Annotated in this window: 19 protein-coding genes; 11 read left to right on the top strand and 8 right to left on the bottom strand. The window is 58.6% G+C overall.

Annotated elements, in window-relative coordinates:
• Nucleotides 1-65: 65 nt before the first annotated feature.
• From ACA043_RS04095 to ACA043_RS04085, 3 genes are all read right to left on the bottom strand, one after another.
• Complete coding sequence (locus ACA043_RS04095; RefSeq protein WP_497658659.1) at nucleotides 66-1,793, bottom strand: ABC transporter ATP-binding protein/permease; 1,728 nt, start codon at nucleotides 1,791-1,793, stop codon at nucleotides 66-68.
• Between the two features lie 96 nt (nucleotides 1,794-1,889).
• Nucleotides 1,890-2,450: a response regulator transcription factor gene (locus ACA043_RS04090; RefSeq protein ID WP_007942792.1), complete on the bottom strand. Its 561-nt coding sequence runs from the start codon at nucleotides 2,448-2,450 to the stop codon at nucleotides 1,890-1,892.
• A complete protein-coding gene (locus tag ACA043_RS04085) occupies nucleotides 2,443-3,705 on the bottom strand; it encodes an ATP-binding protein (protein ID WP_497658658.1) in 1,263 nt (420 codons plus the stop codon). The genes ACA043_RS04090 and ACA043_RS04085 overlap by 8 nt, the downstream gene beginning before the upstream one ends.
• A gap of 409 nt (nucleotides 3,706-4,114) precedes the next feature.
• On the opposite strand from ACA043_RS04085, the gene ACA043_RS04080 reads away from it, so the two are divergent.
• Nucleotides 4,115-4,831 carry an SIMPL domain-containing protein gene (locus ACA043_RS04080; protein ID WP_187676752.1) on the top strand — a complete coding sequence of 239 codons (717 nt, stop codon included), beginning with the start codon at nucleotides 4,115-4,117 and terminating at the stop codon, nucleotides 4,829-4,831.
• A gap of 179 nt (nucleotides 4,832-5,010) precedes the next feature.
• Here the strand turns inward: ACA043_RS04080 and ACA043_RS04075 are convergent, their stop codons facing one another.
• Entirely contained in the window at nucleotides 5,011-5,367 is a 357-nt protein-coding gene (locus tag ACA043_RS04075; protein ID WP_497658657.1) for a DUF6124 family protein, read from the bottom strand.
• A gap of 978 nt (nucleotides 5,368-6,345) precedes the next feature.
• On the opposite strand from ACA043_RS04075, the gene ACA043_RS04070 reads away from it, so the two are divergent.
• From ACA043_RS04070 to ACA043_RS04030, 9 genes are all read left to right on the top strand, one after another.
• Entirely contained in the window at nucleotides 6,346-7,947 is a 1,602-nt protein-coding gene (locus tag ACA043_RS04070) for an ABC transporter substrate-binding protein (protein ID WP_497658656.1), read from the top strand.
• A gap of 259 nt (nucleotides 7,948-8,206) precedes the next feature.
• Nucleotides 8,207-9,832: an ABC transporter substrate-binding protein gene (locus ACA043_RS04065; protein ID WP_497616422.1), complete on the top strand. Its 1,626-nt coding sequence runs from the start codon at nucleotides 8,207-8,209 to the stop codon at nucleotides 9,830-9,832.
• A 302-nt stretch (nucleotides 9,833-10,134) separates the two neighbouring features.
• A complete protein-coding gene (locus ACA043_RS04060) occupies nucleotides 10,135-11,733 on the top strand; it encodes an ABC transporter substrate-binding protein (protein ID WP_401268833.1) in 1,599 nt (532 codons plus the stop codon).
• A 176-nt stretch (nucleotides 11,734-11,909) separates the two neighbouring features.
• Nucleotides 11,910-13,331 (top strand): OprD family porin, encoded by a 1,422-nt coding sequence (locus ACA043_RS04055; RefSeq protein WP_187676747.1) that lies wholly within the window; start codon nucleotides 11,910-11,912, stop codon nucleotides 13,329-13,331.
• 78 nt (nucleotides 13,332-13,409) lie between these two features.
• Nucleotides 13,410-15,005 (top strand): ABC transporter substrate-binding protein, encoded by a 1,596-nt coding sequence (locus ACA043_RS04050; RefSeq protein ID WP_497658655.1) that lies wholly within the window; start codon nucleotides 13,410-13,412, stop codon nucleotides 15,003-15,005.
• 73 nt (nucleotides 15,006-15,078) lie between these two features.
• A complete protein-coding gene (locus ACA043_RS04045) occupies nucleotides 15,079-16,089 on the top strand; it encodes an ABC transporter permease subunit (RefSeq protein ID WP_008085273.1) in 1,011 nt (336 codons plus the stop codon).
• A gap of 10 nt (nucleotides 16,090-16,099) precedes the next feature.
• Nucleotides 16,100-17,011: an ABC transporter permease subunit gene (locus ACA043_RS04040; RefSeq protein WP_187676745.1), complete on the top strand. Its 912-nt coding sequence runs from the start codon at nucleotides 16,100-16,102 to the stop codon at nucleotides 17,009-17,011.
• A gap of 10 nt (nucleotides 17,012-17,021) precedes the next feature.
• On the top strand, nucleotides 17,022-17,990 hold the full coding sequence (locus tag ACA043_RS04035) for an ABC transporter ATP-binding protein (RefSeq protein ID WP_187676744.1): 969 nt from the start codon (nucleotides 17,022-17,024) through the stop codon (nucleotides 17,988-17,990).
• Entirely contained in the window at nucleotides 17,990-18,970 is a 981-nt protein-coding gene (locus tag ACA043_RS04030) for a peptide ABC transporter ATP-binding protein (protein ID WP_053117064.1), read from the top strand. The genes ACA043_RS04035 and ACA043_RS04030 overlap by 1 nt, the downstream gene beginning before the upstream one ends.
• 189 nt (nucleotides 18,971-19,159) lie before the next feature.
• On the opposite strand, the gene ACA043_RS04025 is transcribed toward ACA043_RS04030, so the two are convergent.
• The 4 genes from ACA043_RS04025 to ACA043_RS04010 all read right to left on the bottom strand — a co-directional run bounded on the left by ACA043_RS04025 (nucleotide 19,160) and on the right by ACA043_RS04010 (nucleotide 24,297).
• Nucleotides 19,160-19,414 carry a hypothetical protein gene (locus ACA043_RS04025; RefSeq protein ID WP_497616417.1) on the bottom strand — a complete coding sequence of 85 codons (255 nt, stop codon included), beginning with the start codon at nucleotides 19,412-19,414 and terminating at the stop codon, nucleotides 19,160-19,162.
• 180 nt (nucleotides 19,415-19,594) lie between these two features.
• Nucleotides 19,595-20,788 (bottom strand): MFS transporter, encoded by a 1,194-nt coding sequence (locus ACA043_RS04020; RefSeq protein WP_497658654.1) that lies wholly within the window; start codon nucleotides 20,786-20,788, stop codon nucleotides 19,595-19,597.
• Nucleotides 20,789-20,922: 134 nt separating this feature from the next.
• Nucleotides 20,923-21,894 (bottom strand): IS110 family RNA-guided transposase, encoded by a 972-nt coding sequence (locus ACA043_RS04015; protein WP_497657778.1) that lies wholly within the window; start codon nucleotides 21,892-21,894, stop codon nucleotides 20,923-20,925.
• Nucleotides 21,895-22,713: 819 nt separating this feature from the next.
• Entirely contained in the window at nucleotides 22,714-24,297 is a 1,584-nt protein-coding gene (locus ACA043_RS04010) for a peptide chain release factor 3 (RefSeq protein WP_187676741.1), read from the bottom strand.
• A gap of 357 nt (nucleotides 24,298-24,654) precedes the next feature.
• Here ACA043_RS04010 and ACA043_RS04005 point away from each other — a divergent pair, with 357 nt between their 5' ends.
• Nucleotides 24,655-25,344 carry an ABC transporter permease gene (locus tag ACA043_RS04005; protein ID WP_178120922.1) on the top strand — a complete coding sequence of 230 codons (690 nt, stop codon included), beginning with the start codon at nucleotides 24,655-24,657 and terminating at the stop codon, nucleotides 25,342-25,344.
• Nucleotides 25,345-25,352: the final 8 nt, after the last annotated feature.

The raw sequence follows: 25,352 nt of genomic DNA, 5'->3' as shown, positions 1-25,352 counted from the left end.
ATAGCTCAAGCGGGTTGTACGATCACTGATCGGCTCACATCGCTTCTCTGTAGGAGTGGAGGTGATCAGGCGTTCACGGTCTGCTCAACCAAATGACCGCTGTCGATCCGCACATGCCGTGGGTGGAAGCGTTTGAGGCTGCTGCGATGACCAACGCTGACGATGCTCAACCCCGGCAACTGATCGATCAGCGCCTGATACAGCGTCGCTTCGTCCTCTTCATCCATCGCCGAGGTCGCTTCGTCCATGTACAGCCATTGCGGCGCATAGAGCAGCGCGCGGGCGAAAGCCAGACGTTGCTGCTCACCCGGCGACAGCATGCGCTGCCAGTGATTGGCTTCATCTACACGGGCGACCAGATGCGGTAAACGACAGGTTTCCAGCACCTCGGCGTAGCGTTCCGACGAATACGTATCACCCGGTTGTGGATAACTCAGCGCGTCTCGCAGAGTGCCGATCGGCAGATAGGGTTTCTGCGGCAGGAACAGATAACGCGCCGCCGGCAGTCGAATGCTGCCGTGGCCTGCCGGCCACAAATGGCCCATCGCCCGCAGCAACGTCGACTTGCCGCTGCCGGAGCGGCCACTGAGCATCAGGCGCTCACCCGGTTCGACGGTCATATCGGCGTTGGTCAGCAGATGACGACCATCGGCCAGATCCAGTCCGAGGTCATGCACCTTCAATTCGCGGCCCTGATTCTGTACATCGATGGCCGGAGGACGCTCTTCGTTGTCGGTCATCGCCTGGCGGAAACTCAGCAGACGATCACAGGTGGCACGCCAGGAAGCGAGGCTCTGGTACGCGTTGATAAACCAGCTGAAGCTCTCTTGAACGTTGCCGAATGCCGAGCTGATCTGCATCAGCTCGCCAAGTTCGATCTTACCGGCGAGGTAACGCGGCGAAGCAACGATGAACGGAAAGATGATGGCGGCCTGGCTGTAACCGGCGGTGAAAAACGTCAGGCGCTTGGACACTTTCATGATGTCCCAGAAGTTATGCCAGACCATCCCGAAACGGTTACTCAGCCGGCGGTTCTCATTCGGCTCACCGTTGTACAACGCGATACTCTCGGCGTTCTCACGTATCCGCACCATAGAGAAACGCAGGTCAGCTTCGAAACGTTGTTGCTTGTTGTTCAGACCGATCAAGCGACGACCGATCAAATGCGTCAGCCAGCTACCCACCACGGCGTAAACCAGCACGCACCAGAACATGTAGCCGGGAATGGTGATGCCATAGATTTCGATGCTGCCCGACACACCCCACAAAATGATCGAGAACGACACCAGACTGACGATGTTGCGCAACAGCCCGATACCCAGTTCAAGGGTGTTGGAGGTAAAGCTGTTGAGGTCTTCGGAAATCCGCTGATCCGGGTTATCGGTGTAACCGCCCTGCTCCAGCTGGTAATAATTCTTGTCGGCGAGCCAGCGGGAGAAATGCTTTTCGGTCAGCCACGCCCGCCAGCGGATCGTCAGCATCTGCGTCAGATATTGTCTGTATACGGCACCGACAATCGCCACCGCTGCGATTGCACAAAAGTAGAGAATCAGATTCCAGAACGCCGCTTCATCCTTCTTTTGCAGCGCGTTGTAAAAATCCTTGTACCAGGTGTTGAACCACACCGAGATGCCCACGCTGACCAGCGAGAGTGCGATCACTGCAATCAGCAGCGTCCAGGCCTTGACCTTCTCCTCACTGCGCCAGTAAGGCGTGATCATCGCCCACACTTTGCGAAAAAACTGCCCGCGCACAGCATCGTTGACCGCGGAATATTCAGCGTTCTGATTCATGGAAAAGGCTCGATATAGAAAAGAACAGACACGCACCGATCATAGATGATCGGTGCGTTTTATCGCGAGGGCTGGCGATAGTCGTTCAGCGCAGGTTCAGCGACGAACAGGACGTTTCTGCAGTTTGCGCTGCAGCGTGCGGCGGTGCATGCCCAGGGCGCGGGCAGTGGCGGAGATGTTGCCTTCGTGCTCGGTGAGCACGCGCTGGATGTGTTCCCATTGCAGGCGGTCGACCGACATCGGGTTTTCCGGCACCAGCGTGTCGAGGTCGGCGTGCTCGGAGAGCAGCGCGGCCAGTACGTCGTCGGCATCGGCGGGTTTGCACAGGTAGTTGCAGGCGCCACGCTTGATCGCCTCGACCGCAGTGGCAATGCTCGAATAGCCGGTGAGGATCACCACGCGCATTTCCGGGTCGAGTTCGAGCAACTTCGGCAGCAACACCAGGCCGGAGTCGCCGTCCATCTTCAGGTCCAGCGCGGCGTAGTCAGGCAGATCGGCCTGGGCGATGGTCAGGCCTTCCTCGGCAGAACCGGCGGTGCTGACGCGAAAGCCACGGCGGGCCATGGCGCGGGCCATGACTCGGGTAAAGGTCGCGTCGTCGTCGACCAGCAGCAAATGCGGCAGTTCTTCGCCTTCAACTTGGATTTCGTCACTCATGTTGGTCTCCTCGGGCGCCGTGGGGCAGGCGCAGCTCGGTGAGCGTGCCGCCTTCCTCATGACTATAGAGTTTCACTGAGCCGCCGGCGCGTGTCACGCTGGCCTTGCTCAAAAACAGGCCCAGGCCGAAACCTTTGCCCTTGGTGGTAAAAAACGGTTTGCCGATCTGTTCGGCGATGGCCAGCGGCACACCGGCGCCGTGGTCGCGAATGCTGATGGTCAGGTTTTCCGCGTCCCAGTCCAGCGTCACCTTGAGATTTTCCGGGCAGGCGTCGGCTGCGTTGTTGAGCAGATTCAACAGGGCCTGGGTCAGATCCGGCGGCGGCGCCATGCGCGGCACCGTGCCCTGGCCAAGACGATGGAAGCGATAACTGGCTTCCGGACGCATCAGGTGCCAGCGGTTCAGCGCTTCGTCGAGCCACACCGTAACGTCCTGCATCTCCACCGCCAGTCGACGATTGGCTTCGGCGGCGCGCACCAGTTGCTGCAAGGTTTCTTTGCACAGTTTGACCTGATCCTGCAGCACTTTCAGATCGTCCTGCAACAGCGGGTCAGGGTGATCCTGCTGCATCTCTTTAAGCAGCACACTCATGGTTGCCAGCGGCGTACCCAGCTCATGGGCGGCGCCGGCGGCTTGGGTGGCGACGGCGAGCAACTGCTGATCGCGCAGGCCTTCTTCACGGCGGATCGCACGCAATTCTTCCTGACGGCGCAACTCTTCGGCCATGCGCGCGGCGAAGAAAGTGATCACCGCAGCGGCCAGGGCGAAACTCAGCCACATGCCGTAGATCTGCAGGTTTTCGCGGGCGACCGGCAGAGTTTCCAGCGGGTAAAACCGCGTCAGCATCAAGGTGTACAACGCCAGCGCGATGCCGGACAGGATCACCGAATAACGCCACGGCAGCGTCACCGCCGCAATGGTCAGCGGCACCAGATAATAGGAAACGAAGGGGTTGGTTGAACCGCCGGAGAAATACAGCAGCGCACTGTGGATAACCAGATCGCAGGCCAGCTGCAGCGCGTATTCGAGTTCGGTCACCGGCCACGACGTGCGCAAACGCACGGCGGTGAACACGCAGAGCAGTGTCGAACAGCCGAGCGTCATCGCCAGTTGCACCCACGGCAACGGCAGCAGTTGCAGCCAATAGGCCAGCCCCACAGAGCCGGCCTGCGCGGCGAGCACCAGGGTGCGGATGAAAGTCAGTCGCCAAAGGTTCTGGCGAGTGGCGGAAGTCAGTTGAACGGGGGCGAGCATGAGCTCTCCTGATGAGCGCTCCAGGCGGATCGCACGGAGTATAACCAAGCCGCGCCCTTGAGAGGCGAAAGTGCGGCAAACGACCACATGGCGTTGCCTGAAAACTGGGCTATGCCGAACAAGGTTCTGAAGGTATTCGGGATCAATGTGGCGAGGGGATTTATCCCCGATGGGCTGCGAAGCGGCCCCAAATCTTGTAATCCGGTTCAGTCAGGCATACCGCATGCGCTGAATGGCGACTGCTGCGCAGCCGATCGGGGATAAATCCCCTCGCCACAGAAGCACTCCCCACTGCGCGCTGCCATCTGTATAGAAGTTGTAACTGGGCGAACCGGATCATAAAAGCTAGAGTCTGATGGTTCACGCAGGCCAGAACTGAAAAAACCTGCGCCCCCATCAAGGAGCTTTCATGCACACATTTCGCCGCAGCGCCGCCCTTCTCGCCCTCACCATCGGCAGCGTCGCCAGCCTTCCGGCCCTGGCCGCCGATGAGCTGCACTACAACCAGATTGCCCTGCGCGCCGAAGTCAGCCAGGAAGTGGCCCGCGACCTGATGATCGTGACCCTCTACACCGAAGAGCAAAACACCGACCCGGCCAAACTCGCCGCCGACGTCAGCACCACCATGAACAAGGCACTGGCCCAGGCCAAGCAAGTCAAAGACATCACCCTGCGCCAAGGCAGCCGTAACAGCTACCCGATCTACGACACCAAGGGTCAGAAGATCACTGGCTGGCGTGAACGCGCCGAACTGCGCCTGGAAAGCGCCGACTTCGCCGCCCTGTCCAAACTCACCGGCGAACTGCTGACCGACCTGAAAATGGGCGGAATGGACTTCGCCATCGCCGACCCGACCCGCAAGGCCAGCGAAGACCAGTTGCTCAAAGAAGCCGTCACCGCCTTCAAGGCCCGCGCCCAACTGGCCACCGACGCACTCGGCGGCAAGAGCTACAAAATCGTCAACCTGAACCTCAACAGCAACGGCTACCCCCAACCGTACCTGCGCGCCCCGATGATGATGAAAGCCGCCGGCATGGATTCAGCGCCAGTGACGCCGGAAGTTGAAGCAGGCACCAGCCAGGTCAGCATGACCGCTGATGGCTCGATTGAAGTGTTGATGCAGTGATGTGATATGGGCTGAATAAAAAACCGGCGATCAGAGCATGATCGCCGGTTTTTTTGTGCCTGGGATTTGTGGTGCTTGAGCTGTCGCCATCGCGAGCAGGCTCGCTCCCACAGTTGGAATGCGTACTCCTGTGGGAGCGAGCCTGCTCGCGAAGAACGATGACGCGGTAACCCTGGGGATCAGGTTTGCGGATCAACCCGATCCAGCGCCCGGTTCACCGCCAGCTCGGCCAGCATGATGATCTGCTGAATCCCCAGCACCGTATTGCGCTGCGTGCCACCCAACTCGTTGGCGAAGTTGCTGGCCGCTGCGCTGGCAGAGGCCAGTGATTCACAGGCGTGGGCGAGCAGGCTTTCAGTGTCGACGTTGGGACAGACCATGAACATCGTGCTCGGTTGGCGCGGTTTTCTGGTTTCGGGGATGAGGTAGAAATCGAGGGCGCGTTTGATGGCTTCGCGGTTTCGGGCGAGGTCTTCGGCGCGGAGGGCTTCTTCGAGGGGGGTTTCGAGGGGTGGGTCGGGGACCAATTTATCCATGGAACATTTCCTTACGAATGACGCCATTCATTTCCGATCTCACTCGAGAAACGAGGTGGCAACTATGTACGGAGTGAGATTACCGGTAAGGAAACCAACCCGGCCGAACCGAAGTCCGCCCGTACATAGCCGCCATAAAGAACTGCCGACAGCATGAGCTGGCGGCGATTATGGAGCGGCTTTCGCAGGTTTCCAAATTCAATAACCGGGAATCTCACCTCCCGATCGCAGAGTCTTCTGCGACAACCCAAGCCTAGAGATCGCACGTCCGACGGACAACCTGAAAACCTTGTGGGAAGGTTCTGGTAATTCGACAGCTCTTTAAACAGCCAAAAGCGAACCCTCACCCTAGCCCTCTCCCGGAGGGAGAGGGGACTGACCGAGGTGTTTGGGAGAGGTACGCCGACGTGGGATACCGAGTCGAACTCAGGTTTGAAAAGCCCACAAATCGGCTCCCTCGCCCTCGGGAGAGCGCTGGGCTGGCGGCGTCCTGATGAGGGCCAAACCCAACACAACCCAAAAGCCGACCGCACGCTTTTCCACCACTCAACAGGATGAGCGTTAGCTCGGCTGCAGCTTTTGATCTTGATCCACGGGCGACGTCGGAAGGCTGAGTGGAGGGACTGATCCGGGGGTGGGAGCGCAGCGACCGTTTGGCGAAGCCAAACACAGCGAAAGGAGGTGCAGCGAAGCAAACCGGAGACGCTGCGCCCGGATCGATCCCGGAGCGAAGGAACCCGAGCCACGGCGAGGGCCGAACGTCAGGGCAAAGCCTTTTTGGTTACTTTTTCGGCGTCTGGAAAAAGTGACCCGCCGTAAGGGCGGAACCCCAAGCAGCCATAACCGCAACAACGGATATACACACAACCCGCCAGATATACCGAGATAGACACTCCCCCAAGAAAAACGATATTTCCGAAACCCCACAATTCCCCGCTAATCTCAACCCAAAACCACCTCCATACCCCCGGGGACTCCATGCCAAGATCCACCCTCAAACCGCTCTTGATCTCCCTGGCCCTGGCCACAACTGCCCCCCTGGCAAACGCAGCCACAACATTGGTCTACTGCTCCGAAGCCAGCCCCGCAGGCTTCGACCCCAGCCAATACACCAGCGGTACCGACTTCGACGCCTCCGCCGAAACCGTCTTCAACCGCCTCACCCAATTCAAACGCGGCGGCACCGACATAGAACCCGGCCTGGCCACAAAATGGGACGTCTCAACGGATGGCCTGCAGTACACCTTCCACCTGCGCCAGAGCGTGAAATTCCACAAAACGGAATACTTCACCCCAACCCGCGACTTCAACGCCGACGACGTCCTCTTCACCTTCCAACGCCTGCTCGACCCGGAAAACGCCTTCCGCAAGGCCTACCCCGCCGAGTCCCCGTATTTCACCGACATGGGCCTCAACACCACCATCAAATCGGTCGAAAAACTCGACACGCAAACCGTGCGCTTCAACCTCAACAACGTCGACGCCGCCTTCGTGCAAAACCTCGCCATGAGCTTCGCCTCGGTGCAATCCGCTGAATACGCCGCGCAACTGCTGAAGGAAGGCAAAGCCGCCGACCTCAACCAGAAACCGATCGGCACCGGCCCGTTCGTGTTCAAGCGCTATCAAAAAGATTCGCAAATCCGCTACGTCGCGAACACGGCCTACTGGAAAACCGAAGATGTAAAGATCGACAACCTGATTTTCTCGATCACCCCGGACGCCGCCGTACGCCTGCAAAAACTCAAAACCGGTGAATGCCAGGTCAGCGGTTACCCGCGCCCCGCCGACATCGAAGTGATGGAAAAAGACCCAAACCTGCGCGTGCTGAAACAGGCCGGTTTCAACCTTGGCTTCCTCGCCTACAACACCACTCACCCGCCGCTGGACCAGCTCAAGGTACGTCAGGCCCTGGACATGGCCATCGACAAACCGGCGATCATCAAAGCCGTTTACCAGAGTGCCGGCCAGTTGGCCCAGAACGCTTTGCCGCCGGCGCAATGGTCGTTCGATCCGAACATCAAGGACGCGCCGCACGATCCGGCAAAGGCCAAGGCGCTACTTAAAGAAGCAGGGGTTGCACCGGGTACAACCATCAACCTTTGGGCAATGACCGTGCAGCGCGCCTCGAACCCGAATGCGCGGATGTCGGCGCAGATGATCCAGCAGGACTGGGAGAAGATCGGCATCAAGGCCAACATCGTCAGCTATGAATGGGGCGAGTACATCAAGCGCGCCAAGAACGGCGAACATGACGCGATGATCTACGGCTGGACCGGCGACAACGGCGATCCGGACAACTGGCTCGGCGTGCTGTACAGCTGCGCGGCGGTGAAAGGCAGCAACTACGCCAAATGGTGCGACCCGGCCTACGACAAACTGGTGCAACAGGCCAAGGTGTCCACTGACAAAGCGCAGCGGGTAAAACTGTATCAACAGGCGCAACTGATCCTTAAACAGCAGGTGCCGATCACCCCGATCGCCAACTCCACAGTGTTCCAACCACTGCGTAAAGAAGTCACTGATTTCCGTATCAGCCCTTTTGGTCTAACCCCCTTTTACGGCGTGGGTATAAATAAGTAACACCGAGCCCCAAGGCGGCGCGCACAGCCTGAACCGCGCACCATTTTGGGGCTTCATTTGCACCGTAAAAACCACCCGCAAACGGTCAAATGCGTCAAAAGTTATACAGATGCGACATTAAGGTACGTTCGTGCCACCGTTTGAGGCCGCCGACCGCTCTGGATCTTGCATTGGGTATGGCGCCTGCATAAGTATCCGCAGGCACGACTCACGAGGTCGTACCTCAAATCAAAAAATGACAACAAATCATGAGGCCAACATGCTTAAACACGCGGTCATTCCGTTTTTAGTCGGCGCAGGCTTGTTAGCCTCCGCACCTTTCGCATCCGCTGCGACTAACCTGGTGTTTTGCTCCGAAGGGAGCCCGGCCGGTTTTGATCCGGGCCAGTACACCACCGGAACCGACTTCGACGCCTCAGCCGAAACCATGTTCAACCGTCTGACCCAGTTCGAACGCGGCGGCACCGCCGTGATTCCTGGTCTGGCGACCAAGTGGGACATTTCCGATGACGGCCTGACTTACACCTTCCACCTGCGTGAAGGCGTCAAGTTCCACACCACCCCGTATTTCAAGCCGACTCGTGAGTTCAACGCCGACGACGTGCTGTTCACCTTTAATCGCATGATTAACAAGGATGACCCGTTCCGTAAGGCGTACCCGACCGAATTCCCGTACTTCACCGACATGGGGATGGACACCAACATCACCAAGATCGATAAAGTCGACGACCACACCGTCAAGTTCACCCTTAAAGAAGTTGATGCTGCGTTCATCCAGAACATGGCCATGAGCTTCGCGTCCGTTCAGTCCGCCGAGTACGCTGCCCAGCTGCTCAAGGAAGGCAAGCCTGCCGACATCAACCAGAAGCCGATCGGCACTGGTCCGTTCGTGTTCAAGAGCTACCAGAAAGACTCCAACATCCGCTACACCGGGAACAAGGACTACTGGAAGCCTGAAGACGTGAAGATCGACAACCTGATCTTCGCTATCACCACCGACCCGTCGGTACGCATTCAGAAGCTGAAAAAGAACGAGTGCCAGGTCACCCTGTTCCCGCGTCCAGCCGACCTGAAAGCGCTGAAAGAAGACAAGTCGCTGAAGATGCCTGACCAGGCTGGTTTCAACCTGGGCTACATCGCCTACAACGTGATGGACAAGGTCAAGGGCAGCAACGAAGCGAACCCGCTGGCCGACCTGCGCGTGCGTCAGGCACTGGACATGGCTGTCAACAAGCCTCAGATCATCGACTCGGTTTACCAGGGCGCTGGCCAATTGGCCGTCAACGCCATGCCGCCGACCCAGTGGTCTTACGACACCACCATCAAGGATGCCAAGTACGACCCTGAGAAAGCCAAGCAGCTGCTCAAGGAAGCCGGCGTCAAGGAAGGTACCGAGATCGTTCTGTGGGCGATGCCGGTGCAGCGTCCGTACAACCCGAACGCCAAGCTGATGGCTGAAATGCTCCAGTCCGACTGGGCCAAGATCGGCTTGAAAGTGAAGATCACCAGCTACGAATGGGGCGAGTACATCAAGCGTTCCAAAGGTGGCGAGAACCAGGCCATGATCATTGGCTGGAGCGGTGACAACGGTGATCCGGACAACTGGCTCAACGTTCTGTTTGGCTGCGATTCGCTGAGCGGCAACAACTTCTCCAAATGGTGCGACAAGAAGTTCGACGGCCTCGTCAAAGAAGCCAAGCGCACCACCGACCAGGGCAAGCGCACCGAACTGTACAAACAGGCGCAACACGTCCTCAAAGATGCTGTTCCAATGACACCTATCGCTCACTCGACGGTGTATCAACCCATGCGCGCCAACGTGCAGGACTTCAAGATCAGCCCATTTGGCTTGAACTCCTTCTACGGCGTCAGCGTCAGCAAATAAAAAGACACAGCGGCGACGTTTCCAGCGTCGCCGCTGTTTTTTTCTGCCGATTGTCTAGGAATTTGCCTACATCCGTTTCCGCCCTGCCTTAACAGAGTGGTACAGGATGTGTTGCCTTTTCCTACGAGTCTTTAGGACTCAACGCATTTACTGCCAGATCCACGGCCCCTACCGTCGGGTTCTGACCAGTGGCTGTGTGGGCTAACGGTTTTGCTGTCCGTACTGGTTTGAGCTTGATGCAGCCACAACATCCCCGGACGGGATCGCGGCGCATCGAACAACACTAAAAAAGAGGGAGCGTCATGCGCCATACCTTGGTTTTTTCCGCATTGCTGGGTGCCGGTCTGTTGACCGTCTCGTCAGCCAGTTTCGCCGCACCCAAAAGCCTGGTTTTCTGCTCCGAAGGCAGCCCGGCGGGTTTTGATACCGCGCAATACACGACGGCCACCGATAACGATGCCGCCGAGCCGCTGTACAACCGTTTGGTCGAGTTCGAAAAAGGCGCGACCAATGTCGTCCCTGGCCTGGCGACCAAGTGGGATATTTCCGAGGATGGTCTCAAGTACACCTTTCACCTACGTGAAGGTGTGAAATTTCATACAACGCCGTACTTCAAGCCGACCCGCGATTTAAACGCCGACGACGTGCTGTTTACGTTCAATCGCATGCTTGATGCACAGCAGCCTTTCCGTAAGGCTTATCCGACCGAATTCCCGTATTTCAACGGGATGAGCCTGAACAAGAACATCGCCAAGGTCGAAAAGACCGGGCCGCTGACCGTAGAGTTCACGCTCAACAGCGTCGACGCCGCGTTCATCCAGAACATCGCCATGAGCTTCGCCGCCATCCTGTCTGCCGAATACGCCGACAAACTGCTGGCCGAAGGCAAGCCGAGCGACATCAACCAGAAGCCGATCGGCACTGGGCCGTTCGTATTCAAGAGCTACCAGAAAGACTCGAACATCCGTTACACAGCTAATAAACATTACTGGGATCCGAGCCGGGTAAAACTCGACAACCTGATCTTCGCGATCAACACCGACGCTTCGGTGCGCGTGCAGAAGCTCAAGGCTGGTGAATGCCAGGTCACCTTGCATCCGCGCCCTGCCGATGTTGAAGCGCTGAAGACCGATCCAAAGCTGCAACTGATCTCCAAGCCCGGCTTCAACCTCGGCTACATCGCCTACAACGTTCGGCACAAACCGTTTGACCAGCTCGAAGTGCGTCAGGCGCTGGACATGGCTGTGAATAAACAGGGGATTCTCAACGCTGTTTATCAAGGCGCCGGCCAACTGGCCGTCAACGCCATGCCACCGACCCAATGGTCTTACGACGACACGATCAAAGACGCAGCCTACAACCCGGAAAAAGCCAAAGAGCTGCTCAAGGCTGCCGGCGTCAAAGAAGGCACCGAGATCACCCTGTGGGCAATGCCGGTACAGCGTCCGTACAACCCGAACGCCAAACTGATGGCCGAAATGCTCCAGGCTGACTGGGCGAAAATCGGTCTGAAAGTGAAGATCGTCAGCTATGAATGGGGCGAGTACATCAAGCGCACCAAGAACGGCGAGCACGACATCAGCCTGATCGGCTGGACCGGTGACAACGGTGACCCGGACAACTGGCTCGGCACGCTTTACAGCTGCGACGCCATTGGCGGCAACAACTACTCCATGTGGTGCGATCCGGCTTACGACAAGCTGATCAAAGAGGCCAAGGTCGTCACCGACCGCGACCAGCGCACCACGCTCTATAAACAGGCCCAGCAGTTGCTCAAGCAGCAAGTGCCGATCACGCCTGTCGCCCACTCGACGGTCAACCAGCCGTTAAGCACTCGGGTCGAAGGGTTCAAGGTGAGCCCCTTCGGGCGCAACGTGTTCTCGGGTGTCAGTATCGATTAACCCAACCGATTAGCCGCAATACTGAGGGGGGCCGTCTATCCCCCTCACGCAAGCGCTTTGCCAAAATTCGCCAATCCGGCATTTTGCAAACGTTTGCGGTGTGTGAATAAGTTCTAAACCAATAACCGGCCAACCCAAAAAAGCCGGCATAAAAAGAAAGTAAAGGAGCTTCACCCATGAAACTGAGCAGCACCGCGATACTGGCCCTGGCCATCAGCAGCATCACCGCCACGGCGTACGCAGAACCTGTAAGTCAGGAGTTCGTCCCTACCACATTGGCCGGCAGTAGCGCCCAAAGCGAGGCCAAGGGTTTTATCGATGGACAAAGCCTGGGCGGCACAACCCGTAACTGGTACGCCAACGAACTGAAGCGTCGTGATGACACCTTCAGCTACGTGAAGAACAGCGACAAGAACACTTCGCCATTGGTCAAGACACCGACCCAGCGTCGTATCAACTGGGTGCAAGGCACCATCGTCAACTACACCTCGGGCTTCACCCAAGGCACCGTTGGCGTCAGCACTGAAGTGGCGGCGTACAACGCCATCGTTCTGGACGGTGATCGCAAGAACATCGCTGGCGGCTCCAACCGTACCCTGGCGGACTCCGACGGCGACGCCGTAGACCAGTGGAGCAAACTGGGTCTGGCCAACGTCAAGTTCCGTGTGTCCAACACCACGCTGACCGCGGGCCGCCAGAACTTCAGCACGCCGATCGTCGACGTCATCGGTAACCGTCCGCTGCCTTCGAGCTTCGAAGGTATCAGCCTGCACAGCGAAGAGCTCAACAACCTGTCGTTCGACCTGGCAGGTTTTGACCGCGTCTCGCCACGTACTGAACAAAGCTTGTCGAAATTCCGCTCCGAGTACTCCGCCACTGGCGTTGAGACCGACAAGGTCTACACCGCCGGCGTGAACTACCAGCCGCTGAAGAGCCTGAAAACCAGCCTGTACGTCGCCAACGTCGAAGACTTCTGGAACCAGTACTACTTCGGCGGCACCCACGAACTGGGTGATAGCCAGGTGCTGAGCCTGACCACCGGTCTGAACTACTACAAGACCGTCGACGAAGGCAAAAAGTTGATGGGCAACATCGACAACGACACCTACTCGCTGTCGTTGGGTCTGACTCACCAGGCCCACAGCCTGACCTTCTCGTACCAGGAAGTTAACGGTAACGAGTACTTCGACTACCTGCACGAAACCAACGGCATCTACCTGGCCAACTCCCTGCTGTCGGACTTCAACGGCCCGAACGAGAAATCCTTCCAGATCGCCTACGGCATCAACATGGCCGAGTACGGCGTACCAGGCCTGAAGTTCAACATCTACCAGGCACGCGGCTGGGGCATCGACGGTACTCACTACCGCGGCACTGCCTACACCGATCCGGGAGCCAAGCGAGGCGACCTGAGCCTGATGGATGGTGAGACCCATTACGAATACGGCGTCGGGGCTTCCTACGCAGTACAAAGCGGTCCACTCAAGGCCACCGCCATTCGTGCGACATACACCACTCACCGCGCCAGCGAAAACCAGGCTGATGGCAACATCAACGAGTTCCGTCTCGTGACCACGATTCCATTCAACATCCTGTAAAAAACGCCAACCGACGGCTGACTCATGATGAGTCGGCCGTTCGGTTTTTTGTCTTCAACCGATTGCAGAGGGTTATCGATGAAAATGCTTCCCCTACGTGCGGCCGTCGCTGCCGCGTTGTTGAGCGCCGCCATCGGCGTCTCGGCCAAACCCTTGGTGGTCTGCACCGAAGCCAGTCCGGAAGGCTTCGACATGGTCCAGCACACAACTGCAGTCACAGCCGATGCGGTGGCCGAAACCATCTTCAATCGACTGGTGGACTTCAAGCCTGGCACCACCGAAGTGGTCCCTGCGCTGGCCGACTCCTGGGAAATCAGCGATGACGGTCTGACGTACACGTTCCACCTGCGAAAAGGCGTCAAGTTCCACACCACCGAATACTTCAAGCCGACCCGCGACATGAATGCCGACGACGTGCTCTGGAGCTTCCAGCGTCAGCTGGACCCGAATCACCCGTGGCACAAACTGTCGAGCGTGGGCTTCCCGTACTTTGAAAGCATGGGCTTCAAGGAACTGCTCAAGAACGTGGAAAAGGTCGACGACTACACGGTCAAGTTCACCCTGACCCGTCGCGAAGCGCCGTTCCTGGCCGACGTGGCCATGCCGTTCACCGCGATCTACTCCGCCGAATACGCCGACCAGTTGCTCAAGGCCAACAAGACCGCCGACCTGAACAACAAGCCCGTCGGCACCGGCCCGTTCATCTTCCAGCGTTACGCCAAGGATGCCCAGGTACGCTTCAAGGCCAACCCGGAATATTTCCGTGGCAAGCCACCGGCCGACGCGTTGATTCTGGCAATCGCCACCGACAACAACGTGCGCCTGCAAAAGCTCAAGGCCAACGAGTGCCAGATCGCGCTGTATCCGAAACCGGATGACATCCCGAGCATCAAGAAAGACAGCAATCTGAAGGTCGATGAACTGAACGCGATGACCGTTTCGTACATCGCCATGAACACCCAACACAAATACATGAGCGACGTGCGCGTGCGTAAGGCGATCGATATCGCCTTCGACAAAGCCGCTTACGTCAATGCACTGTTCGGCAAGGGCAACGCGACCGTCGCGGTCAACCCGTACCCGGATACCCTGCTCGGTTACAACAACGAACTGAAGAATCCGCCACGCGACCTCGACAAGGCTCGCGCCCTGCTCAAGGAAGCCGGGGTTCCAGAAGGCACCACGTTTACCCTGTTTACCCGCAACGGCGGTGGTCCGACCAATCCGAACCCGATGCTCGGCGCACAAATGATGCAGGCTGACCTGGCGAAAGTCGGGATCAAGATCGACATCCGTGTGATGGAATGGGGCGAGATGCTTAAACGCGCCAAGGCCGGCGAGCACGACATGGTCTCGGCCGGATGGGCGGGCGACAACGGCGACCCGGATAACTTCCTGACGCCTATGCTCAGTTGCGAAGCGGCCAAGAACGGCGAAAACTACGCGCGCTGGTGCAGCGAGAAGTTCCAGGCGCTGATCGACGAAGCACGAGCTAAAGTAGATCCGGCCGAACGCGCCAAGCTGTATGAACAAGCCCAGGTGATCTTTAACCAGGATCAACCATGGATCAGCATGGCCCACACGCGGATGTTTACTGCAATGCGCAACAACGTAGAGGGCTATCACATCAGCCCCCTGACAACTAATAACTTCGCCACTACCCAGGTGAAGTAGATAAGAAACTCCCGGCCTCCCTGACCCCAGGGAAGCCGGGCACGCCTAACCGGCTGATGAGGTACCACACAAGATGTTTAGTTTTATTGCCCGCCGACTGGGGTTGTTGATCCCCACGTTTTTCGGCATCACCTTGCTGACTTTCGCGTTGATTCGCATGATTCCGGGCGACCCCGTGGAAGTGATGATGGGCGAACGTCGGGTCGACCCCGAAATGCACGCTCAGGCAATGGAACGCCTAGGTCTGAACAAACCGTTGTATGCCCAGTATCTGGACTACATCGGCAAACTGGCCCACGGCGATCTCGGCGAATCCCTGCGTACCCGTGAGAGCGTCTGGACCGAGTTCACCTCCCTTTTCCCGGCGACCCTGGAACTGTCCATGGCCGCCCTGCTGTTCGCCGGCATTCTGGGCCTCTTGGCCGGGGTGATCGCGGCACTCAAACGAGGATCCCTGTTCGACCACGGGGTGATGGGCATCTCCCTGGCGGGGTATTCGATGCCGATCTTCTGGTGGGGCCTGATCCTGATCATGTTCTTCTCGGTGAGCCTGGGCTGGACGCCGGTTTCCGGGCGGATCGACCTGCTTTACGACATCGAGCCACGCACCGGTTTCATGTTGATCGATACGCTGCTGGCCGATGACGTCGGCGCGTTCTTCGATGCGCTGCATCACCTGATTCTGCCGGCCATCGTGCTCGGCACCATTCCACTGGCAGTGATCGCGCGGATGACCCGTTCGTCGATGCTTGAAGTGCTGCGCGAAGACTACATCCGCACCGCCAAGGCCAAAGGCCTGTCGCCGTCGCGCGTAGTGTTCGTCCACGGTCTGCGCAACGCGCTGATTCCGGTACTCACCGTGGTCGGCCTGCAAGTCGGCACCCTGCTGGCCGGTGCAGTCCTGACCGAAACCATTTTCTCCTGGCCCGGCATCGGTAAATGGCTGATCGAAGCCATCGGCGCCCGGGACTACCCGGTTGTGCAAAACGGCATCCTGTTAATCGCCTGCCTGGTGATTCTGGTCAACTTCGTAGTGGACATCCTCTACGGCTTTGCCAACCCACGCATCCGTCATCAGCGCTGAGATCATGACCATGACCACTCCAACTCCAGCGGTAGCAGTCGATCAAAGCCTGCTGTATCCGTCCCCGTACAAAGAATTCTGGCAAGCCTTCTCCAAGAACAAAGGCGCGGTTGCCGGCCTGCTGTTCATGCTGCTGATCATCTTCTGCGCGCTGTTCGCGCCGTGGGTTGCGCCGCATAACCCGAGCGAGCAATACCGTGACTTCCTGCTGACGCCGCCGGCGTGGCTTGAAGGCGGGCAGATGCAGTTTTTGCTCGGTACCGATGAACTGGGTCGCGACCTGCTGTCGCGTCTGATCCAGGGTTCGCGCCTGTCGCTGCTGATCGGCTTGTCGTCGGTGGTGATGTCGCTGATCCCGGGGATTCTGCTCGGTCTGTTCGCCGGCTTCTTCCCGAAGATGATTGGCCCGACCATCATGCGTCTGATGGACATCATGCTGGCCCTGCCGTCCTTGCTGCTGGCTGTGGCGATCGTCGCCATCCTCGGCCCTGGCCTGATCAACACCGTGATCGCTATCGCTGTGGTGTCCTTGCCGTCCTACGTACGTCTGACCCGTGCAGCCGTGATGGGCGAACTGAACCGCGACTACGTGACCGCCGCGCGCCTGGCCGGTGCCGGTCTGCCACGCCTGATGTTCATCACCGTACTGCCGAACTGCATGGCGCCGCTGATCGTTCAGGCAACCTTGAGCTTCTCCTCGGCGATTCTCGATGCCGCCGCCCTGGGCTTCCTCGGCCTTGGCGTACAACCGCCAACCCCTGAGTGGGGCACCATGCTGGCCTCGGCCCGCGACTACATCGAACGCGCCTGGTGGGTGGTGAGCCTGCCCGGTTTGACCATTTTGCTCAGCGTGCTGGCAATCAACCTGATGGGCGACGGTCTGCGCGATGCGCTGGACCCGAAACTCAAGAACGCCGCCTGAGGAGATTCCAATGTCACTGTTAGAAATCAAGAATCTCAACGTTCGTTTCGGCGACAAGACGGCTACACCCGTTGTTGATGGACTCGACCTGAAAGTCGACAAAGGCGAAGTGCTGGCCATCGTTGGCGAATCGGGTTCGGGTAAATCCGTGACCATGATGGCGCTGATGGGGCTGATTGAGCATCCCGGCATCGTGACCGCCGACTCGCTCAGCTTTGACGGCAAAGACATGCTCAAACTGAGCAATCGTCAACGTCGGCAAATCGTCGGCAAAGACTTGTCGATGGTGTTCCAGGATCCGATGACCGCGCTCAACCCGAGCTACACCGTAGGTTTCCAGATCGAAGAAGTGCTGCGCCTGCACCTGAAAATGTCCGGCAAGCAAGCGCGCAAACGTGCGATCGAACTGCTGGAAAAAGTTGAAATCCCAGGCGCCGCGAGCCGTATGGACGCCTACCCGCATCAACTTTCGGGCGGTATGAGCCAGCGTGTTGCAATCGCCATGGCGATTGCCGGTGAGCCGAAACTGCTGATCGCGGATGAGCCGACCACGGCACTCGACGTGACGATTCAGGCACAGATCATGGATCTGCTGCTGGCGTTGCAGAAAGAACAGAACATGGGCCTGGTGCTGATCACCCACGACCTCGCCGTCGTGGCCGAAACCGCCCAGCGCGTGTGCGTGATGTACGCAGGGCAAGCCGTTGAAGTCGGTCAGGTGCCACAACTGTTCGACATCCCGGCGCACCCATACAGCGAAGCGCTGCTCAAGGCGATTCCGGAACACAGCCAGGGCGCCGAGCGCCTGGCGACGCTGCCGGGCATCGTCCCGGGCCGTTACGACCGTCCGCAGGGTTGCCTGCTGTCGCCACGCTGCCCGTACGTGCAAGACAGCTGCCGCACGCAGCGTCCGACCCTTGACCCGAAAAGCAACAGCCTCGCCCGCTGCTTCTACCCGCTGAACCAGGAGGTGGCGTAATGGCCGTCGTACTTACCGCCCGCGACCTGACCCGTCACTACGAAGTCTCCCGTGGCCTGTTCAAGGGCCACGCGACCGTGCGCGCCCTCAACGGTGTGTCGTTCGAACTGGAGGCCGGCAAGACCCTCGCGGTTGTCGGCGAGTCGGGCTGCGGCAAATCCACCCTCGCCCGCGCCCTGACCCTGATTGAAGAACCGTCGTCCGGCTCCTTGAAAATCGCCGGCCAGGAAGTGGCCGGTGCCGACAAGGCCCAGCGCAAGCAACTGCGCAAAGACGTGCAGATGGTGTTCCAGAGCCCGTACGCGTCGTTGAACCCACGGCAGAAAGTCGGTGATCAACTCGGCGAGCCGCTGCTGATCAACACCAACCTGTCCGCCGCCGAGCGTCGCGAAAAAGTCCAGGCGATGATGAAGCAGGTCGGCTTGCGTCCCGAGCACTACCAGCGTTATCCGCACATGTTCTCCGGCGGTCAGCGCCAGCGGATCGCCCTCGCTCGCGCGATGATGCTGCAACCGAAAGTGCTGGTGGCAGACGAACCGACTTCGGCGCTGGACGTGTCGATTCAGGCGCAGGTGCTGAACCTGTTCATGGATCTGCAGCAGGAGTTCAACACCGCCTACGTGTTCATCTCGCACAACCTGGCGGTAGTGCAACACGTGGCCGATGACGTGATGGTGATGTACCTCGGTCGCCCGGTGGAAATGGGCCCGAAAAACGACATCTACGAACGCCCTCTGCACCCGTACACCCAGGCGTTGCTGTCGGCGACCCCGACCATTCACCCGGACCCGAACAAGCCGAAAATCAAAATCGTCGGCGAATTGCCCAACCCGCTGAACCCGCCGCCGGGCTGTGCGTTCCACAAGCGCTGCCCGTATGCCACCGAGCGTTGCAGCACTGAAGAGCCGGCCCTGCGCCCTCTCGACAACCGCCAAGTGGCTTGCCACTACGCGGAGCAGTTCCTCGACGGCGCGGCGTAAGGCACAACACCTGTAGGAGCTGCGGCACGCTGCGATCTTTCTTTTGATTTTTAGAATCAAGATCAAAAGATCGCAGCGTGCCGCAGTGCCTACAGGGATTGAGTTGTTTGTGATTCAAGTGTTGAGCAAACCCCTTCCACCTCGATTGCGCATCGGTCGAGGTAGAAGGGGTTTTCTTTTGCCTGAAATCTACGTCTGGCTGTCGCCCTCGTCATCGCTGTCCGGCTCATCGGTTGTCGAGTCGTCATCATCCTCGCTGCCGCCCTGCCCCTGATCACCCGGCTCGGACTCGGACTTGGCCAACATCAAGCCGCTGTGCCCCACCTGCCCGTTAAAGGCCTGGGAATCATGATCCTCGCACTCGGCCCAGGCCGTCGCGGTGCCGAGGGACAGCATGACCATCACTTTCAACAGCAGTAAAACCCGTAGAAACCTGTTTTTCATGATCGATTCCATCCTGTGCAGGTGAAACACCAATGCCGATCCGGCGCTGAATGAAATCTAGTTCCGATCAGCCGGGTTCACCAGATAGGACGTTATCGAAGCCATAGAAATGCCGTCGCCCGGCAGAACGCTTTCGAATAATCCCTAGTACCGATTCGGCTAAGCAGCACGTGCAGCCATTTAGAGGGTGGACGCACGGGTTGCCCGCCACGCCAACGGGATCGCCGCCAGCGCGAGTACGGCACTGACCACCCAGACACTGTGCCCGCCAAATTGGCCGTAGATCTGCCCGCCCAGCACTGGCGACAACAGTGCGCTGGCGCTCCAGCACATGAAGAACAGGCCGAAGTACTGCCCGCTTTTGCCACCCTGCGCGTGTTGCATGACCAGCACATTCAACGGCGGCATGAACAGCGCCTCGCCCAGTGTCCAGATCAGCGTCGACAAACAGACATAAGCCAGCCCGGACCCCAGCGGCAACATGCCCAGCCCGATGGCCAGCAACACGCAACCGGCGACCAGTTGTGCACGCACGCCCCAGCGCTCGCCCCAATGGCTCAGCGGAATCTGCAAGGTCACCACCAGCACCGCGTTCAAGGCGAACTGCCAGCCGATGGCCTCGGTGCTCAAACGGTAGTAATCGGTGAGGTAATTGCCAAGCATGCTGTAGACCGTGTCGAAGGCCATGCCGAGCAGAACGGCCGCAGCCAGCAGCCATAGAAATGGCCGGTCGCGATAGGGGACACCAGGGGATTCAGCGCTGTCGGCTGAGTGCTCCGGTGCGAGCACCGAACGGCGCCATGTCGTGCGGACAAACCACAGCAAGGCCAGCAACGTCATCGCCGCACTGGCGAAGAACACCCAGCGAAAATCAGTCTGCGCCAGCAGCCCGCCAGCAATGCCGGCGGCGGCCATACCGAGGTTGCGCGCGACCCGGCTCAAAGCCTGCGCGCGTGAGCGTTGCGCGGTTTCGCAATACTCCATGATCAGCCGCTGATGCAGCGTGCGGATCGCCCCATCGAGTACGCCACTGAACAGCAACAACGCCGCGAGCCACGGCACCTCGGTCACCAGCCCCAACAGCAGCAGAGTCCATGCCGACAGGAAAAACAGCGCCGCCGTAAGCCGCGCCGTGGGAAAGCGGTCGCTGAGCAACCCGCCGACCATCGAACCGATCAACAGTCCCGCGCCGTAACCGGACAGCAGCCAGCCAACGGTCTCAATCGCCAGCCCCAGTTCCTGACGCAGATACAGCGCCATGAACAACTTGACCATGCTGCTCAGACGATTGATGAACAGCAGCGCCGCGAGCACCCAGGCCATGACGCCGAAATAGCCATCGAGTCGTAACAGGTGAGTCAGTCGACTCGTCATTCCATTGACCTCTCAAAGCGACGTTCGTGAACCTGAAACACTAACGGCCAGCTCGCTGGTTGTCGCGCTCAAGTATGCCGAGATCACAAAAAACGGAGTCGCCCTACAACCCCCTGTAGATACCGTCTTGCCCCTCATCGGGCAAGGGCAATTTTCGGGTCAAATGGCTGGCCCGATTTAAGAACGGCGTAGACAAAATGTAGGAGTTTGCGCATCGCTGCACAGATGATTTGCTTGGGGGCCTTGCCGTTGGCCTTCAAGCGGTCCTTCATGGCGATGATTGCCTTGTTGTGCTTCAGTGCAACCAACCCAGGCATGTATAGACCCGCCCGAACGCGAGCCGATCCGATCCTCGAAATCACTGTTCTGCCTTTGAATTTTCCCGAGTCCTGCAGCTTTGGGTTCAACCCGGCGGCAGCGACCAGCTTGCGAGGGTCGTCATATTTACGCAGGTCGCCCAACTCGGCCAGCAGCCGCTCAAGGGTTTTCTGGCCGATACCGTCGATGGTCACGATCAAGTCGCGCATTTGGCGCATGTCTGGATCATCGTCGATGTGTTTTTTGATTGATTTGTGAGTTTCAACGATCTCTTTCTCGATGTGACGCAGCACAGAGTTGATCGAGTCTTTGACCTTTTCGTCGGATACATCCAGGCGATTGAGCTCCATTTGCTCCATTTCCTGAAGGTCATCCAAGCGACGTACCATCGCCTTTAGCTGACGATATTTCAGCGGCTCTGGAGCCCAAAGCTGAAGCTTTTCAGCCTTTTCCCGAGCAAAGTCAGCGATCAATTTGGCGTCGCTTTTGTCGGTTTTGATCCGGCGCAGCTCGCTGTCGGCGTAAGCGTGGGTCGTAGCCGGATTGACGACGCAGACCCGGTAACCCTTGTTGTAGACGAACTCGGCAAGTTCCAGGTGATAAACGCTGGTGGCTTCCATCACGATCAGAGCTGTAGGCTCGACCTGCTTGTTCAGCCAGGCGTCAAACTCTTTGAAACCTTTTGAGTCGTTAGCCAGTTTGGCCTTGGTTTTGTGCTTGCCGTTTGGCAGGTGAGTGGCGATATCAAAGGTATTTTTAGCGACATCGACGCCGACGAAATTGGACATGACCGTTTCTCCATTAATCCGTTTTCGATCATCACTGCACTCTGTCCAACCTTGCGAATGCGGGCTCTCGCCAGAGACGGGCCCAAGATACCGTTCGAACTATACGAGTGAGTGTGGAGGGCTGGAGCACGATCTACATCACAGGCAAAAAGCCTAAGGAGCTGCACGGCTTCCAAGTCCCTCCCTCGATGATCAGTCGAGAACTATCGCTCCTGACGGAGCGATAGTCGAGATACAAGGAGCTGCCGCAGGCTGCGATCTTTTGACTTTGCTGCTTTCGGAAGCTCAGTTGTTGAGTGCACTCAGCTAGAAAATGGTCGGCTGTAAGGCCGCCATCGCTGGCAAGCCAAGCTCCCACAGAAAAGCAAAATCAAGATCAAAAGATCGCAGCCTTCGGCAGCTCATACACAGGATGAGCGCAAGCTCGGCTGCAGCTCTTGATCTTGATCCACAGGCCGCGTCGGCAGGCTGAGTGGAGGGATTGATCCGGGGTGGGCGCGAAGCGCCGTTTGGCGGAGCCAAACACATCGAAAGGAGGTGCAGCGAAGCAAACCGGAAGCGATGCGGCCGGATCAATTCCGGAGCGAAGGAACCCCGAGCCTCAGCGAGCGGGCCGTACGTTGCGGCAAGCCTTTTTGGGTACTTTTTCGGCGTTTGGAAAAAGTACCTCGCCGTAAGGGCGAAACCGCCAGCCGCAACACCCAAAAAAACGGATATTCACAAAGAACACCCAGAGCCTGGTCGGCCCACAGGCCGCCAAGACCAAAAAAAGCCCCCGAGGCGTACACCTCAGGGGCTTCGGACATAACAGCTCAGCGCTTAGTGATGCTCACGCGTCGCCCGGAACTTCACATCCGGCCAACGCTCTTCCATCAACGCCAGGTTAACCCGCGTCGGTGCGAGATAAGTCAGGTGACCACCGCCGTCCAATGCCAGGTTCTCCACAGCCTTGTTGGAAAACTCCTCAAGCTTCTTCTTGTCGTCGCATTCAATCCAGCGCGCCGAGTAAACAGTGATCGGCTCATAGGAGCACTCGACCTTGTATTCCTCTTTCAAACGACTGGCGACCACATCGAACTGCAGCACACCCACGGCGCCGAGAATGATGTCGTTGCTGCGCTCCGGGAAGAACACCTGAGTCGCGCCCTCTTCGGCCAATTGCTGCAGACCTTGGCGCAGTTGCTTGGATTTCAGCGGATCGCGCAGACGCACGCGACGGAACAGTTCCGGCGCAAAGTGTGGGATGCCGGTGAAGCTCAGGGCTTCGCCTTCGCTGAAGGTGTCGCCAATCTGGATCGTGCCGTGGTTGTGCAGACCGATGATGTCGCCCGCAAACGCCTCTTCCAGTTGCTCACGCTCGGAAGAGAAGAACGTCAGGGCGTCGCCGATGCGCACGTCCTTGCCGGTACGCACATGGCGCATCTTCATGCCTTTTTCGTATTTGCCAGAGCAGATACGCATGAAAGCGATGCGGTCGCGGTGTTTCGGGTCCATGTTCGCCTGGATCTTGAAGATGAAGCCCGAGAACTTCTCTTCCACCGGCTCCACGGTGCGCTCGTTGGCCACACGGGCCAGCGGGCGTGGCGCCCAGTCAACGACTGCGTCCAGGACGTGGTCAACACCGAAGTTGCCCAGCGCGGTACCGAAGAACACCGGGGTCAGTTGACCGTCGAGGAACTCCTGCTGGTTGAACTCGTGGCAGGCACCCTGCACAAGCTCAAGCTGTTCGATGAAGCGCTCGTACTCGTCGCCCAGATGCGCGCGCGCTTCGTCGGAGTCGAGCTTCTCGATGATCTTGGTTTCGGTGCGTTCGTGACCGTGACCGGCGGTGTAGACAATGATGTAGTCGTCGGCCAGGTGGTACACGCCCTTGAAGTCGCGGTAGCAACCGATCGGCCAGGTGATCGGCGCAGCCTTGATCTTCAGGACGGCTTCGATCTCGTCGAGCAGTTCGATCGGGTCGCGGATATCACGGTCGAGTTTGTTGATGAAGCTGACGATCGGCGTGTCACGCAGACGGCAGACGTCCATCAGCGCGATGGTCCGTGGCTCGACACCTTTACCGCCGTCGAGAACCATCAATGCCGAGTCCACCGCCGTCAGGGTGCGGTAGGTATCTTCGGAGAAGTCTTCGTGGCCCGGGGTGTCGAGCAGGTTGACCATGTGGTCGCGATACGGGAACTGCATGACCGACGTGGTAATGGAAATACCACGCTGCTTCTCCATCTCCATCCAGTCGGATGTCGCATGGCGGTCGGATTTACGGGATTTCACCGTGCCGGCCACAGCAATCGCCTTGCCCATCAACAGGAGCTTTTCGGTGATCGTGGTTTTACCGGCATCGGGGTGGGAAATAATGGCGAAAGTGCGGCGTTTCGCGACTTCGGCGGCCTGGTTGGTCATGGGAAATCGCCTGGCGGTGATTCAAAAAAGGGCCGCGATTATAGCCCAAGTCAGTGCAATAACCGAACCGTTGAGCACATTAAGGGTGGCCAAATGCTGCCTCAGATGGGAACCTTTTAAAGCACGGAGACGTCCATCCCCTGTTACGACATTTCGTCAGGGGCTGAAAAATCAGCAAGTTAGCCTGACGAGGCTGCGCTCATGGCTCGCTTTCAGACCGCTTTTTGCCGGTGCTGAGGGAGCTGCTTCTCGCGAACGTTTTTCCCGGCAGCCAAGGTTTGGCATGCCACACGGGATTGCGCTCGCCGACTATAAAAAAGGAGTCCGCCTGTGGCTATCCGCTATGGCAAAGGGCTGATGGGAGGTGCGGTGGTTATCGCGCTCCTGGCCCTGCTGGTCCACTGGATCGGCATCAACACGATCGAACACTACCGCGACGATTTGTTGTTTTACCTGCAAGCTCATCTGATTCTCGTCCTCGCTTCAATGCTGGCCGCCCTTGTCGTGGGCATCCCCGCCGGCATCTTCCTCAGTCGCCCGACCATGGTCGGCCGTGCTGAACGCTTCATGCAGATTTTCAATATCGGTAACACCGTGCCGCCGCTGGCCGTTCTCGCGATTGCCCTGGGGATTCTGGGCATCGGCAGTGGTCCGGCGATCTTCGCTTTATTCCTCGCCTCGTTGCTGCCGATTGTGCGCAACACCTACGAAGGCCTGAAGAACGTTCAGGGTTCACTCAAAGAAGCCGCCGTCGGCATCGGCATGACCCCACGTCAGGTGCTGTGGCGAGTCGAGTTGCCCAACGCCGTGCCAATCATCGTCGGTGGCGTTCGTGTCGCGCTGGCGATCAACGTCGGGACCGCGCCGCTGGCGTTCCTGATCGGCGCCAACAGCCTTGGCAGCCTGATCTTCCCCGGCATCGCCCTGAACAATCAGCCGCAACTGCTGCTCGGCGCCGCGTGTACCGCGCTGCTGGCCTTGCTGCTCGATGGCGTGGTCACCCTCGCCAGCCGTCTCTGGCTGGAACGCGGTTTGCGCCCGTCTTAAGGCTCTTG

It is taken from the genome of Pseudomonas sp. LBUM1648 (assembly GCF_059716145.1).
Note: the sequence above shows the minus strand (reverse complement) of the source record. Positions and strands in the feature narration are given on the sequence as shown.